This is a genomic window from Bdellovibrio sp. CKG001 (assembly GCF_055397465.1).
Genome location: NZ_AP029173.1, coordinates 936,941 through 949,725 on the forward strand (window position 1 = coordinate 936,941; position 12,785 = coordinate 949,725).

12 protein-coding genes are annotated in these 12,785 nt (G+C 50.2%); 7 read left to right on the forward strand and 5 right to left on the reverse strand.

All coding sequences use genetic code 11. The features are described from left to right. The first annotated feature begins 11 nt into the window (after positions 1-11). The 3 genes from ACZ50P_RS04665 to ACZ50P_RS04675 are packed head-to-tail and all read left to right on the forward strand — an operon-like array spanning position 12 to position 2,435. Positions 12-491, forward strand: a complete 480-nt coding sequence (locus ACZ50P_RS04665; RefSeq protein ID WP_464133821.1) for a ZrgA family zinc uptake protein — start codon at positions 12-14, stop codon at positions 489-491. Beyond that, positions 478-1,170 carry an ABC transporter ATP-binding protein gene (locus tag ACZ50P_RS04670; RefSeq protein WP_464133824.1) on the forward strand — a complete coding sequence of 231 codons (693 nt, stop codon included), beginning with the start codon at positions 478-480 and terminating at the stop codon, positions 1,168-1,170. The genes ACZ50P_RS04665 and ACZ50P_RS04670 overlap by 14 nt, the downstream gene beginning before the upstream one ends. Continuing rightward, a complete protein-coding gene (locus ACZ50P_RS04675) occupies positions 1,170-2,435 on the forward strand; it encodes an ABC transporter permease (RefSeq protein WP_464135180.1) in 1,266 nt (421 codons plus the stop codon). The genes ACZ50P_RS04670 and ACZ50P_RS04675 overlap by 1 nt, the downstream gene beginning before the upstream one ends. 64 nt (positions 2,436-2,499) lie before the next feature. On the opposite strand, the gene ACZ50P_RS04680 is transcribed toward ACZ50P_RS04675, so the two are convergent. Together ACZ50P_RS04680 and ACZ50P_RS04685 are read right to left on the reverse strand one after the other, a co-directional pair. Beyond that, positions 2,500-4,512 carry an iron-regulated protein frpA gene (locus ACZ50P_RS04680; RefSeq protein ID WP_464133826.1) on the reverse strand — a complete coding sequence of 671 codons (2,013 nt, stop codon included), beginning with the start codon at positions 4,510-4,512 and terminating at the stop codon, positions 2,500-2,502. Positions 4,513-4,535: 23 nt separating this feature from the next. Then, complete coding sequence (locus ACZ50P_RS04685) at positions 4,536-4,823, reverse strand: hypothetical protein (protein ID WP_464133828.1); 288 nt, start codon at positions 4,821-4,823, stop codon at positions 4,536-4,538. Positions 4,824-5,139: 316 nt separating this feature from the next. On the opposite strand from ACZ50P_RS04685, the gene ACZ50P_RS04690 reads away from it, so the two are divergent. Beyond that, positions 5,140-5,364 (forward strand): hypothetical protein, encoded by a 225-nt coding sequence (locus ACZ50P_RS04690; protein WP_464133830.1) that lies wholly within the window; start codon positions 5,140-5,142, stop codon positions 5,362-5,364. Here ACZ50P_RS04690 and ACZ50P_RS04695 read toward each other — a convergent pair. Genes ACZ50P_RS04695 through ACZ50P_RS04705 form a run of 3 tightly spaced genes read right to left on the reverse strand, consistent with a single transcriptional unit; the run spans position 5,361 to position 10,622 of the window. Next, positions 5,361-7,190, reverse strand: coding sequence for an adenylate/guanylate cyclase domain-containing protein (locus tag ACZ50P_RS04695; protein ID WP_464133832.1), 1,830 nt, complete (start codon positions 7,188-7,190; stop codon positions 5,361-5,363). The two genes, ACZ50P_RS04690 and ACZ50P_RS04695, sit on opposite strands and share 4 nt — an antisense overlap. 16 nt (positions 7,191-7,206) lie before the next feature. Further along, the gene (locus tag ACZ50P_RS04700; protein ID WP_464133834.1) at positions 7,207-8,820 is read right to left on the reverse strand and encodes a fibronectin type III domain-containing protein; all 1,614 of its coding nucleotides are present in this window, start codon (positions 8,818-8,820) and stop codon (positions 7,207-7,209) included. Continuing rightward, a complete protein-coding gene (locus ACZ50P_RS04705) occupies positions 8,820-10,622 on the reverse strand; it encodes a FecR family protein (protein ID WP_464117894.1) in 1,803 nt (600 codons plus the stop codon). Before ACZ50P_RS04705 ends, ACZ50P_RS04700 begins: the two co-directional genes overlap by 1 nt. Before the next feature lie 145 nt (positions 10,623-10,767). On the opposite strand from ACZ50P_RS04705, the gene greB reads away from it, so the two are divergent. From greB to ACZ50P_RS04720, 3 genes are all read left to right on the forward strand, one after another. Then, positions 10,768-11,244, forward strand: a complete 477-nt coding sequence (gene greB / locus ACZ50P_RS04710) for a transcription elongation factor GreB (RefSeq protein WP_464133836.1) — start codon at positions 10,768-10,770, stop codon at positions 11,242-11,244. 114 nt (positions 11,245-11,358) lie between these two features. Further along, on the forward strand, positions 11,359-12,183 hold the full coding sequence (locus ACZ50P_RS04715; RefSeq protein ID WP_464133837.1) for a substrate-binding periplasmic protein: 825 nt from the start codon (positions 11,359-11,361) through the stop codon (positions 12,181-12,183). A gap of 141 nt (positions 12,184-12,324) precedes the next feature. Continuing rightward, entirely contained in the window at positions 12,325-12,783 is a 459-nt protein-coding gene (locus ACZ50P_RS04720; protein WP_464117889.1) for a DUF3465 domain-containing protein, read from the forward strand. The last annotated feature ends 2 nt before the right edge of the window (positions 12,784-12,785 follow it).

The window sequence follows — 12,785 nt, forward strand, 5'->3', positions numbered from 1 at the left end:
AGGAGGTCTTTGTGTTAAAAGTTCTTCTCTTGTCATTGATGGCATTGGCGCACACGGAACATGGAGCTCATGTTCATGGCGCGGGAAAAGTCAGTATCGCCTTTGACGGTAAAAAAGGCAAAGTGGAGTTCCATGCTCCATCCGAAGCGATTTACGGCTTCGAGCATTCCGCAAAAAGCAAAAAAGACAAACAGAAAAAAGAGGAAGGTCTGGCCAAGCTCGACAACATGTCCGAGATGATGGTCTTTGATCCTTCGCTGAAATGCGAAGTGAAAAAGGAGATCTTTGAAGTCATCGAACAAAAAAGCCATTCCGACGTCGAAGCAGAGTTTGCTGTGAATTGCGAGGCGCCGGTGGCGGGTAGCACGGTGACCTTCAACTTTCAGAAGTTTTATCCTCGCCTGAAGAGGGTGCAGGTCGAAGTTCTTGTGGACCAGGTGCAAAAATCTCTGGAAGTGAAAAAGAACGGAGAAAGTCTTGAGCTCAAGTAGTGAATTGATCACCCTGAGAGATCTGACCTACACATACAGTGGGCAGACAACTCCCACGTTGCACGTTCCTGAGTTCCGGGTGAACAAAGGCGAAGAGCTGTTTTTGTACGGTCCCAGCGGAACAGGGAAAACCACCTTGCTGGAAATTCTGGCCGGGGTTCTGCGCCCGACCTCAGGTTCGGTCGAGATTCTGGGGCAAGATCTGGCAAAGATGTCCGATGCCCAGCGTGATTCCTTCCGTGCCGAGCACATGGGCTATGTCTTTCAAAGCTTCAACTTGATCCCGTATCTTTCCGTGCAGGAAAACATCGAACTTCCATTGCATTTAAGTGCGTCCCGCAAGGCTCGTCTGGGCACTGTGGATACCGAAATGGTGATCCGTGCTTTGTGCGGCAACCTGGGGATTGCGGACCTTCTGGAAAAGAAGGTCACTGAGCTGAGTGTCGGGCAGCAGCAGCGTGTAGCTGTGGCCCGAGCCTTGTTAGGAAAACCGGATCTGATTCTGGCGGATGAACCGACTTCGGCTCTGGATGCGGATCATCGCGAAAAATTCCTGAAACTGATGTTCGAACTTTCCGAGCTGTATGGCACCACGGTGATTTTTGTATCCCATGACCGCAGCATTGAAAAACTATTCAGTCGTTCTCTTTCTTTAGAATCCATTAACAAGGTTGTGTGATGGTCTTTTTGAAGTTGGCAATCAAGTCTTTGCAGAATCGGGCGTTTGCGACAACGCTTACGGTGATTTCCATTGCTTTAAGTGTGGCCTTGCTGTTGACCGTCGAACGTGCCAAGCGGGCTGCGGAGGAAGGTTTCACACAGACAATCAGTAAAACAGATCTGATTGTCGGGGCTCGCAGTGGTCCATTGCAGTTGATTCTGTACACTGTGTTTAATATGGGAAATGCGACCCATAATATCTCCTACGAGACTTACGAAAAAGTCCGCACCAACCCGGCGATAGAATGGACGATTCCGTATTCTTTGGGGGATGGGCATCGTGGATTCCGAGTTGTCGGAACCACCCAGGATTTCTTTAAGTACTATCACTATCGTGGGGATCGCAAAGTCACTTTGGCTGAAGGACAGGAGTTCAACGACCTTTGGGATGTGGTTGTCGGTGCCGAGGTGGCTCGCAAGCTGGGTTACAAGCTGGGTGATCGTGTGGTGGTGACTCACGGGGTGACCAAGGGTGAAGGCATTCTTCAGCACGATGATCGTCCGTTTAAGATTTCCGGAATTTTAGAAGCTACGGGAACGCCACTGGACCGCGCGGTTTATATGTCCCTACAGGGGATGGAGGCTTTGCACATTGACTGGCAGGATGGCTCAGCCCCTTCGCCGGATAAAATCGTGCCTCACAACCAGCTAAGTAAAGAGACCCTGCCTGTGCACACAATCACGGCCTTTTTTGTCGGGGCGAAGTCCCGCATTGAAACTTTGAAGTTGCAGCGGGAAATCAACACCTACAAGGACGAGCCCTTGCTGGCGATCATTCCCGGGGCGACTTTGAGTGAGCTTTGGAATGGTCTGTCCTATGTCGAAGGCGTACTTCGCATGATTTCCTGGATGGTGGTCGTTGTAGGATTTATGGCGATGTTGATTGCGTTGACGACGACCCTGAATGAACGCCGTCGTGAGATGGCCATTTTGCGCGCTGTTGGTGCGAAGTCCACACAGATTGTCGGGTTGCTGGTGTTTGAGTCCGCTCTTTTGACCGCCGTGGGTGTTTTCTCTGGGGTGGTTTTGTCAGTTGGTCTGGTGGCGGCTTTGAAGCCTTGGATCGAGACTGAATTTGGTCTTTATCTGGTGGGGCCGTGGTTTACACGTTCTGAGTTGGTCTATCTGTTGATTACTTTGGTGGGTGGAACGGTGATTGGCCTGATTCCGGCCCTGCGCGCTCAGAAGCTGGCTTTGAAAGACGGCCTTAGCGTTCGTACCTAAAGAAAAAAGCCACCTTGTTTGACCGCGGTGGCTTTATGTCTCTTAGGTTTTGGAATCATCTAAACTATTGACCAATCTGTGCTAGCTGGACACCTCCCTTTGTCGATTGGACTCGGGAAGGGTCCACGTTTTCAAGAATCACATCTGTTTTAGCTTTGAAGAAGATGTCCACCATGAGGCGGAACTGCGCCGTTTGGCCGTCTTTGTTTTTTCCTGTCGCCAGACGAGTCAGAATTTCATCTTCAGAAACACCTTCTGTTTGTTCCGCGGAAGCCAGAACCTCACCCGGTTCGAGCATCAGGAACGGAGCGCGCAACTCGGTGCTGTTACCGTATTTGTCCTTTTCGTTTGCATAGACCACGTGGCAGGCATTGATCGCAGCAACACGCGCGTCAGCCAGAGCAATCACTTCGGAATCATCGGCGATGCCGTTGCGGTTCTTATCCACCCATACTTTAATCTTTTGACTGTACAGTTCACCATCCCAAGGTCCCAGATAGTGTTTCTTGGGGTCTTCAGATTGACAGTCCTTGCCAGCCAAGGCGATCAGGGTTTCAAAGCCATTGGCAAAAGTTTTTTCCTCATCTCCGACCTTCACTTTCATTTCCGAGCCAAAAAGATTTTTTGCACTGGTGATGCTGCCATCGGCATTGGGAACAACCAGGAAACCATCTTCGATTTCTCTTTTGAACAAGGTTTTATTCACTGAGTTTTCAGACTCTTTGGTAACTAATTTGCCACCCAGCCAGGCGGTCATGTGGCTGACTTTTTGACCTCCATCCAAGTCGTTGTCGCTGCCGTCCACTTTCAGGTTTGCCAGATTGAAGAAGGTGCCACCCTCCACACTGGAGGTTTGTACGTTTTTCTCACCCAGATCCAGAACCAGTGGGGTGTACTTCGTTGACATGGCGGTACCGTCCACTCCGGAATGAACCATCCATTGAATCAGTTGTGGGACCGCCTCATAGGCGGAATAACACAGATCTCCGGTATTGCAGGAGCCCATTGTGACTGTGGTGCCAGTCCCTGTTTTTACGGATCTTTGGGTGGAAAGAACTTCGGTGATGAAGTCTCGTTGCGACCATACGGTGCGCAGGTCAAAGATCTGTTTGAAGGTCAAAGTCACTTCATCACCACGAGTCAGACCTTTACTGAGTTTAACGAACTCCGGAGTCAGGATATTAAAGGCTTTTTGATTGGTGTCGTTGATGTTTTCACGCAAGTCCGCCAGATAAAGATTCACGATATTCGGCGTCCCATCACCCAGTCTTTTAAAAAGACGGGGACTGCCGGAGTTCACATCATCAGCGTAAGACTCACCATAGTACAGGTTGCGCAAAGAGTGGTTTTGCAGGGCTACCGCATCAGGAATGACCTGATTTGTGTCGCCGAAAACAGTCACAGCACCGGTGTTTTCAACACTGGCAATAGCGCGGACCGTGCTGAAGAAACACTTCTTACCACTGATGAATTCACTGCGAGCTGTCATGTGATCCGCCAGATAATGGAAGTGATTGGTGATTGTCGCTTTGGGGGTGCAATTCGTTGACCATTTGCAGGCATCAGTATCCTTCTTGGCCGCGCCTACATAGATAGGCGTCACACCCTCAGTGTCTTTTCTTAGAATGGATCGTTGATGGGACCAGTGTGCAATGTTGTCCACGGCGCTCCCGGCGGAAACCGAGAAGCGTACGGGAATCAAAGAGGTGTCTTCTTTGGCGGCAAGCAAAGCGGCCTGGCGTTCCTCTTCGTAGCGGTCCGAACCGTCAGGACGAATGCGCTCACAGTTGGAAACCGGTTTGCCATTGATGGAATCAGCACTGGCCAGATTCGGTGTCATCGAATCGTCACCATTGGCAACGTCCGTCATGTGCTTATAGGGACTAAATGGATCAACTTTGGGAACTTCAGGGATTTCCACTTCCGGAATCACTGGAGTCTGGCCAAAGGCATTGTCAGACAAAGAGCTTTGTTCAAGGGCTGAGGGGGCGAAACGTACGGGTTGGCTGCAACCTACGACAGCCTCTACAAGAGCTCCACACAGTACTAATTTTGAAAATTGAGTCAGCTTATTCACAGAATCCCCCCGGATCGTAAATGCTATTCAGAATCGCGAATGGACTTGACCTCAACCTCGTCCTCAATCAGGAACGGGTTGTATTTGACTGGATTGCGTTTACTGTCCACGACGGTGATCACGTCGCCTTTAAAGGTGGCTCCACCGGTGGAGCTGACATTACGTGCGATTGTGGCGTTGAGATCTTTGGCGGCGGCATTGCCTTCATCAATCATTTGATTGAAGGTGCCTGTGGACACCACATCTTTAGCCAAGGCATATTCCGGAACCGCTGCTGCGACAAATAAAATGGCCCACAAAATCTTTTTCATCGTTCCCCCTGCGAGGAATCACAAAGCAACGGTCGGGCCAGCCTCTAAGCTGCTGAAATCTTACAAATCTGAATGTCGACGAAATTCAGCCAAAAGTTTTCCAAGTTTGATGCGAGTGCTTGTTTTCAGGTGTGATTTTTAGAAAACGGAAAATGTTTGAACATGTGCTAAGTCTGTACAGTTGTGATGCGATGAAAAACGACTGTCTAATATATTTTAGACAGTGATTAAGGACTTTCCGTTTATAAGCAACCTATTGCAATAGGGGTGGCAGGAAGAATGCAAAAGGTTCTATCTACGATATCCGGGGGGATGTATGAAGTTGAAACTTGTGTGGTTGTGCCTGCTTCTAATCAATGTTGTATCTTGCGCCAGCACACCATCTTTGGTGTCATCCAAAAAAGATCCCACAAAGAATTTGTATGTGACAGAGGCCTTTATCTATCCCGAGTTTCGCCGGATCGCCATGGTTGAAAAACAAACCACCGCGGCAAGTGCGGTGGTTACGTCAGGATCACGCGCTCCAGCCAGTGAACGCTAGGCAGCGTCTTTGATTTTCACTTTGTCTGCGGCCTCGGCTTCATAGTCGGAATAAGGAGTGCGGACTTCAACCATGCTTCCGTCTTCAGCTCTGTAGCCACGGACTTTGAACATCTTCAGGGCCTCGGAACGCCCTTTGACTTCGGCCGCTCCGGCTAGTTCCGTTTTGAAATCCTCACCGATTCTTTCAATGACGGTGTCTGAAATCAACAGATCCGCCCCGAAGGCTTTTGTCGAGGCCTCAATACGGGAGGCGGTGTTGACCGTGTTTCCTATGACCGTATATTCCATACGCTCGTCTGAACCGATGGTTCCAGAAATTGCTTTCCCGGCGTGTAAGCCCATACCGATGTTGATTGGCGGTTGGCTGCGGGCAATGCGGCGTTCATTGAGTTCTTCCAGGGCACGTCTCATTTCAAGACAGGCGCGTACCGCCTGATGGGCATCACGGTCAGAACTCTTCGGTGCCCCCCAGACCGCCATGATCGCATCCCCGATGAACTTGTCGACAACTCCGCCGTGGCTGTTGATGATTTTAACCATAACACCAAAGTATTCGTTCAGCATTTCAACGACTTCTTCTGGCGAACGCTTTTCTGAAAACGCCGTGAAACCCCGGATGTCCGAGAAGAAGACCACGACCTCTTTGGTCTGGCCACCAACCCCGATGTCCTTGTTGATCAAGTCTTCAGCGACAGAAGATCCGTGGAACTTCGAGAAAAGGCTTTTCACTTTGTCGCGCTCTTTTAAACCCTCGGTCATTTGATCGAAAGCCTCTGCCAGGTCGCCCACTTCGTCGTGGGATCTGACGGCCGCGCGGGCTTTGACGTTGAAGTTTCCTTTTGAAACCAGGTTGATCATCTCCGCCAACTTTTCAATAGGGGAGGTCAGTGTCATCGAAAACAGGAAGATAAAGAAGATCGCCATGGAAATGGCGGAACCGGCCACAAAGATCGCCCGGCGTTTCACCTCATTGGAAACTTCAAGAATTGTTTCTTCTGAAGTTTGTGAAATCACGGTTGCGCCGTACGAAGTCTTAACTGAAGCTCCGAAATAGTCTTTGTCATTGTCAGGATTCAGAAACTTTGTCTGGAACTGCGGGGATTTTTGTGTCAAAGCCTTTTGCACAATAGGGTATTTCCCCATGTTCAGGCGGGCCATGGCTTTTTGTTCATCTTTGTGAGCCAGAAGCTCCCCGTTGCGATCAATCAGGTACTGAGTGCGCTCGGACGGATCGGTGAACGGCTTTTCGAACGGAGCCAGCGTCACATCCGCCAGGGCAATGTGCGTGATTTTTCCCTGTTCATCGCGGATCAGGGGAATCCCGATGGTGATCATCGCTGGGGCTTTGGGATAAGAGGCATTTTTGATTTCAATGCTTCCCTGAGCTACCGAGCGAATCGGAAATTTCTGCCAGGAGCGCAGGTGAGTGATATAAGCCGGAGTCAGACCATACGGTTTAAGCACATCCTCTTTGACTTTACGGGCTACGGTTTCCACCGCCGGGCCATCCAGCTTCAGGACTTCCAAAGCAATAAAGTTTTTATCTTTAGTAAAGTTAAAATCAAAATCATCACCGGCCTCCGTTTGCGAAGCGGCACCCTTTGTCAGCAAAGAAGCTGTCGTGCGGGTCTTGTCGACCAGACTTGCCACGATGTTTTCAATTTCCTTGGCTTTGGCGGCTGCAGATTCCAGGTTGGCGATATCCACCTGTTCGGCGGCTTTCTTCTCGAAATAGGAAGAGGAGATCCAGGTGATCGTGCCTGTGGCCGCCACCAGAATCAGGATGGTGACCGTGATGAGTTTTGTAGAAATGGGTATTCTCATAATTCTCTCCTGATCACTAGAAGCTCCACTCGGCAAAAACGTTCAGATAATTTCCGACGATGGTGGATTCATTCACGTCCCCATCGCTGGCGAAGCTGTCAGTTCCTGTGGCGGCCTTGTAAGACATTTTATCTTCACGGCGGGCGTAACCGATCAACCCCGTAAAGCGCGGAGTAAAGCGGTAACTTCCCAGGAATCCAAACTGTGTGGACATCTTCGGTTCCATGGGTTCGCCGTTGGGGGTGCTGATCTTCATCAGTGACAGATAAAGATGGGCATTGACCTGAACTCCCAATTTGGGCGTCAAAGAGTACCAGTATTCCGCTCCGAAATGCGGCCCGGCCGAGCTGATTTTTAAGTCCGACGATTGACCCGAGAATGGATCACCGACAGTTTCAGGCAGCTCTTTATAGTAAGGCCCGGCTTGGAAGCGCACTTCCCCGCGATCGCCCACGGCCTTGCGATAGACGGCATTGGCTTCGGCGGAAGCAAAGGTTTGAGTCTTGCCGTTGAAGGTGAATCCGCTTAAATCCAGTATTCCCAGGAACCCCCAAGGGGTTGTTGGGCTGAACCAGCCAATTCCCAGGCGTCCCGTGCCGCCCAGAGCTTTGTATGCCACGGAAGAATTCTTTTCCGGATTGATCCCTTGGTATTGCATTTCGGTGATCAGATAGCTAGCCACGGCATACCATCCGGTAACCCGCTCAATGGATTTTCTGACCAGTGTTGTGTATTCTGCGGCTGGAGAGCGATCTCCATGGCGCACAGAGAACGACTGTTTCGCCAGTTTGGATGAAGGTCGCAAATCTGATTTGGCGCGAATACCAATTTGATATTGTCCGCCAGGCCAGCTTTCATCAAAGGGCAGAGTGTCCTGTTGATAGTTTTCAAGGACCTTCATCTTTTCCCATTTGCGGGCTGTTTTGTTGAATTTCAAAATATAGATATCAAAGCCGGTGACGTAGTCGGGCTTGGACCATTTCAGTTCGCGAACGAAATCGGTTTCGGGCTTATCAATACGAGGGTTTTCAACAGGTTTCCCCATGACCGTGAATTGTCCCACGGCAGTGGCATCGCTGACGATGCCTTCAGCATTGGAAGAGGAAACCTTCCAGGTATAGTGGGAAGCCACGGGAATCGTTGCCTTAAAGGAAGGTTCTTTCAAAGTTTCCGAGATCTGAGTTTTGCCGTCTTCAGAGATCAGCGTGAATTGATACTGATCCGCCCCGCCAACAGGTTCCCACTTGAAGTTCACAGTGGTCTTGTCGTTTTCCTGCGTGGGCAGTTGCAGGCGGGAGCCCGGGAATTTCAGCACGGCGGTTTCCAGGCCCACATTGAATTCGCTTTCCTCGCTCCATTTCCCAGGAACTCCGCGATAGTCACGTGAACGCAGTTTCATCATGTATTTGCCAGGGGTCAGGCGGCCGTTCCAGGCGGCTTCGGTCACTTTAAAGGTGAAGGTCTTGGCCTCTTCCCCTTTGGCTTTGACCTGTTTTAGTTCGATCTCATAAGACTTGGCGTTTTCAATTGCTTCCCACTCGAAGTTCACGAGTCGGCGATAGGGCGCCGCCCAGACCAGTGAGGTCCAGAAAGAGATTAGCAAAAGAAGGAACGCACTAGTTAACTTCATCAATTAACCTTGATCTTCTTTAAAGTAGGGGCCTTGATATTAGAAGTATCCGGCACCAAAAGTTTGCGGGCAGGCAGAACTTCGCTGCTTCGGCCATAAGTGTCCACGGCAGAGACTTCGACCTCATATTCACCCGGCAGAAGATTTTTTAGCGAAGTGGAGTTCTGTGCATATTTACTGCGCTTAAGTTCCTTGCCGTTTTTTCTGATGGTCAGCCAATATTCCTTGGCACCTTCCACTTGGCTCCAGATCAACTGACTGCGACCATCGTTCGAGGCTTGCAGCACACCTTCGGCAGGTGTGAATACAGGGGCTTGTAAAAGTGGCAATGGGCTGACGGTCAAGACCTGTGAGCTTGCCGCCCCCAGAACTTTTCCGTCCTCGGAAAGAGCTTCGATGGAAGCGATATAGCGGCCGGGTTTGTGCACCGGAGCAGTCAACTTAGTGTCTTTGACGTTCATACTCTGGGCGGACTCGGGGGCGTCATTTTCGCCACGGTATTTAACTCTCCAGGATGCCACCTGATCCGGCCGGTCCCCTTTCCAAGAAAGACCCAGTTGAGGCTGTTCAACATAGTACTGCACCAGATCCTTTTCTGGGATGGTGAAATCCACCACCACCGGGATCGGCGCTTTTTTGGCGTTGAACTCTGCCAACGAACCGACTGTGAATTTTTGCACTTTGCCCAGAACTGGTTTTTCCGTATCAACAAAATATGAAGTCATGCGCCAGAAGTAGGTCCCACTTTTCAGGCCGGGCAGGGTGAAGTTATCTTCTTTGGTAAGCGTCCGGGTTGCCACTTTGCGGGTCATTTGTTCATCGGACCAGACTTCTAAAGTCACCTGTCGTGTATCATCACCTTTTTGCCATTTGAAATTCATATCATAAGGAACTTGGGGAGCCTGAATTTCTGCATCTGCAGTCGGGAACGTCACTGTCGGAGCATAGCGCGCCAACACCTCGGTCTTGTAAACGGGGCTTTCACCCGCGACGGAGCCCTGAGGTGTGGTGGCGACAAGTTTCCAGTAGTGACGGCCAAACGGCAAAGCGGCCTGGAGCTGACTGGCATTCAAACTGGCCTTTTTGATCTCTTTAAGTTGCTTACGACTTGGGCCCACCCACAAGGATACTTGCGTGTTAGGCGGGAAGCCGCGCCATTGGAAAGAGACTGGATCAGGGCTTTCTGCATTCATCGCCACAGGTTTTTGCGGCGATGGAGACAGGATCTGCACTTCTTCACGAGTGGTCAAATCCTGCGTCTGACCATTGCTGTCTTTGATGGACGCTTTACCCTCGAGGACCTGAACATCCACGGCGTTACCACGGCCTTTTGAAAGGGAGGCGGATGCCTGGGACAGATCGACCTTGCCATTGGCGGAATTTAATACCAGTCCCGGGGCATTGCTGTCGCCCGCACCGGCTTTGGCATTAACGAACAAACTACCTTCCATCAGATCCAGAGCGATTTCGCCTTCGGATTTTTTAATGACGATCAGAGATTCCGGCTCCAGATCCAAATAGCGATCCGAGTCGACAAACTGAATACGCACTTCGCCACGTTCACCGGTGCGAATGGCTTCGCCGTTATATAATGGCTCGCCTGTGTTGACGAGTTGCCACAACAGACGCGATGCCGGGCGACGCTGAATGTCTTCAACAATTTTTCCGACGTAAGCCAGCGGTTTTTCATTGGATTGAGAGGCGCGATTGCTGTCCGTGGATTGATACCAAAACCACGTTCCTGCAAACACGGAAGACGAGCTTAAAGCGGCGATAAGCAGACGTTTCCATTGTTTTTTCATCGATTCCTCCTCAATCTTCTTTCGGAGAAAAAGTCTCATTATTAAATGGCGCTTAAGTCCAGGTCCGCCCCGTTCGGGTGATAAATTATGGAATACGAGGGAAAAACCTTTGTAAGGACTCTGGCAGATGGTCTAGTCTTGGCTTATGGATACCAAGAAGAATTATATCACCCCTGAAGGTCTGGCTAAGCTGAAAGCGGAATATCACGAACTGATGCACGTCGAGCGTCCGAAGTTGGTGGAAGTGGTGGCCTGGGCCGCCAGCAATGGCGACCGCTCTGAAAACGCAGACTATCAGTACGGCAAGCGTCGCTTGCGCGAAATTGATCGTCGTGTGCACTTTCTGACAAAAAGAATCGAAGATGCCGAACTTGTTGATCCAAAACAGATGAAGGGTAGCACTGTTCTTTTTAGTGCAACTGTGACTTTGGTAAATGAAGATGGCGACGAAGTTGTTTATCAGATCGTCGGTGAAGATGAGTTTGATCCAAAACAAGGCAAGATTTCCTGGAAATCACCTGTGGCGCGAGCATTGTTGGGCAAGAAAGAGGGCGACGAAGTCCGCATTGTCAAACCGGCTGGGGAAGAGTTTGTCACCATCGACAAGGTCGAGTTTCGTTAGCCTTTTGTTTGCGAGCTGACAGCTCTTGCTGTCAGAGAGAGCTACAAAGTTTTTACATCCGTGGGCAGACATGATGTACTGGTCGAAGAATCTTGTTTGCAGCGAGGTGAGCGGGTGCCATGTGCGTGGAAGGTCCTTTTTCTAGGGTTCACATTTCTGGCTTCTTTTGCGCGTGCAGAAGTTCTGAAGCTTCTGGCGGAGGATGGCTTTCCTCCGTACAGCTCTGGACAAGGCAATAAAGTCGAAGGGTTGTCGGTCGATATTGTTCGCAGTGTGTTTCGCACTCAGCATATCGAAGTTAAATTTGAGGCAGTACCATTTTCGCGCTGTATGGCGAAGGTGCAGGCTGGAACGGAACTGGGATGTTTCAGCACCACTTATGACCCGACCATGTTGAATGTTCTGATTTTCCCCGACTATCCCTTGCTCATTACCAGTGCCATTGCCATCGCTCATAAAGACAGTACAGAAGGCAAGGTGGATGAGGTCAATGATCTGGAAGGGAAAAAGGTGGCTGTCACCAATGGCTTTTCCTACGGACCCGAGTTTGACTATCACCCTAAAATCGAAAAGCAGTTTGTCAGTTCAGACTCGAATGTCTTAAAGCTTGTGGCCGGCAAACGAGTTTCGCATGGCGTGGTGAATTTTTTGACCTATTACTATCTGCTGGGAACACAGACCGAGACAGTGAAGAAGAACTTAAAAGTCCTGGGGCCGATAGGAACCGGCGGCCTTTATCTGATGATCAGTAAGCAGCATCCTCTGGGAGAGCAGACGGCGCGTAAATTTGACGCCGGCATGGACAGTTTGATTCGTTCTGGAGAGTACGAAGGCCTGCTGAAGAAGTGGGGCGAGAAATTCAAACTCTCTCTAAACGACATTCGCTACATGTCAGCGACCAACAAAGACCCTCTTCGAGTGCCAAAGAAAGAGAAGTGAGCCTTTTTCTTTTATGGTGTTAGGGGTCTGTTAGCAGTAAATTTTACAGAGAATGTAAGACTCTTTTTGATTGTCAGATGTCCTCCTTTGAAGCAGACTTCGTCCCCGTGGTGGGGTGCTTCAATCATGAAGGGGGATGTGATGAAGTCTTGGGTTCGCGTTGCGATCTATGTTTGTGCGTTTGCGGTTGTTGTCTTTTCTCAAATGGAGTCTGCTGAGGCGGCTCGATTCAAGCAATATCAGGAAAATGATTTAATCAGTGACGATCGCGATTTGGTGGAGGCTGTCAACAACCGCCGCCGCGAGGACTTTGTTGAGGGCGCCGATATGGTGGTGACCAAAATTCTGCCCGACGACAATAGTGGTCTTGAACATCAAAAATGGACTGTGCGTCTTTCTAATGGCGAGACCATGCAGGCGGTGTATAATTTGGATATGTGCCCTCGCGTCCCGCTGAAAGTGGGTGATCGAGTTGCGATGGGTGGTCAGTTTATCTGGACCAACAAAGGCGGCCTGCTGCACTGGCTGCATCACGATCCGCGCGGCAGAAGACCGGACGGATATGTTTACGTGAACGGAACCTTCTATTGTAAGGAGTAACT

Coding starts and splice junctions, on each gene's coding strand:
- ACZ50P_RS04675 (WP_464135180.1), top strand. CDS start 1,170: ATGGTCTTTTTGAAGTTGGCAATCAAGTCTTTGCAGAATCGGGCGTTT.
- ACZ50P_RS04685 (WP_464133828.1), bottom strand. CDS start 4,823: ATGAAAAAGATTTTGTGGGCCATTTTATTTGTCGCAGCAGCGGTTCCG.
- ACZ50P_RS04690 (WP_464133830.1), top strand. CDS start 5,140: ATGAAGTTGAAACTTGTGTGGTTGTGCCTGCTTCTAATCAATGTTGTA.
- ACZ50P_RS04695 (WP_464133832.1), bottom strand. CDS start 7,190: ATGAGAATACCCATTTCTACAAAACTCATCACGGTCACCATCCTGATT.
- ACZ50P_RS04700 (WP_464133834.1), bottom strand. CDS start 8,820: ATGAAGTTAACTAGTGCGTTCCTTCTTTTGCTAATCTCTTTCTGGACC.
- ACZ50P_RS04705 (WP_464117894.1), bottom strand. CDS start 10,622: ATGAAAAAACAATGGAAACGTCTGCTTATCGCCGCTTTAAGCTCGTCT.
- greB (WP_464133836.1), top strand. CDS start 10,768: ATGGATACCAAGAAGAATTATATCACCCCTGAAGGTCTGGCTAAGCTG.
- ACZ50P_RS04720 (WP_464117889.1), top strand. CDS start 12,325: ATGAAGTCTTGGGTTCGCGTTGCGATCTATGTTTGTGCGTTTGCGGTT.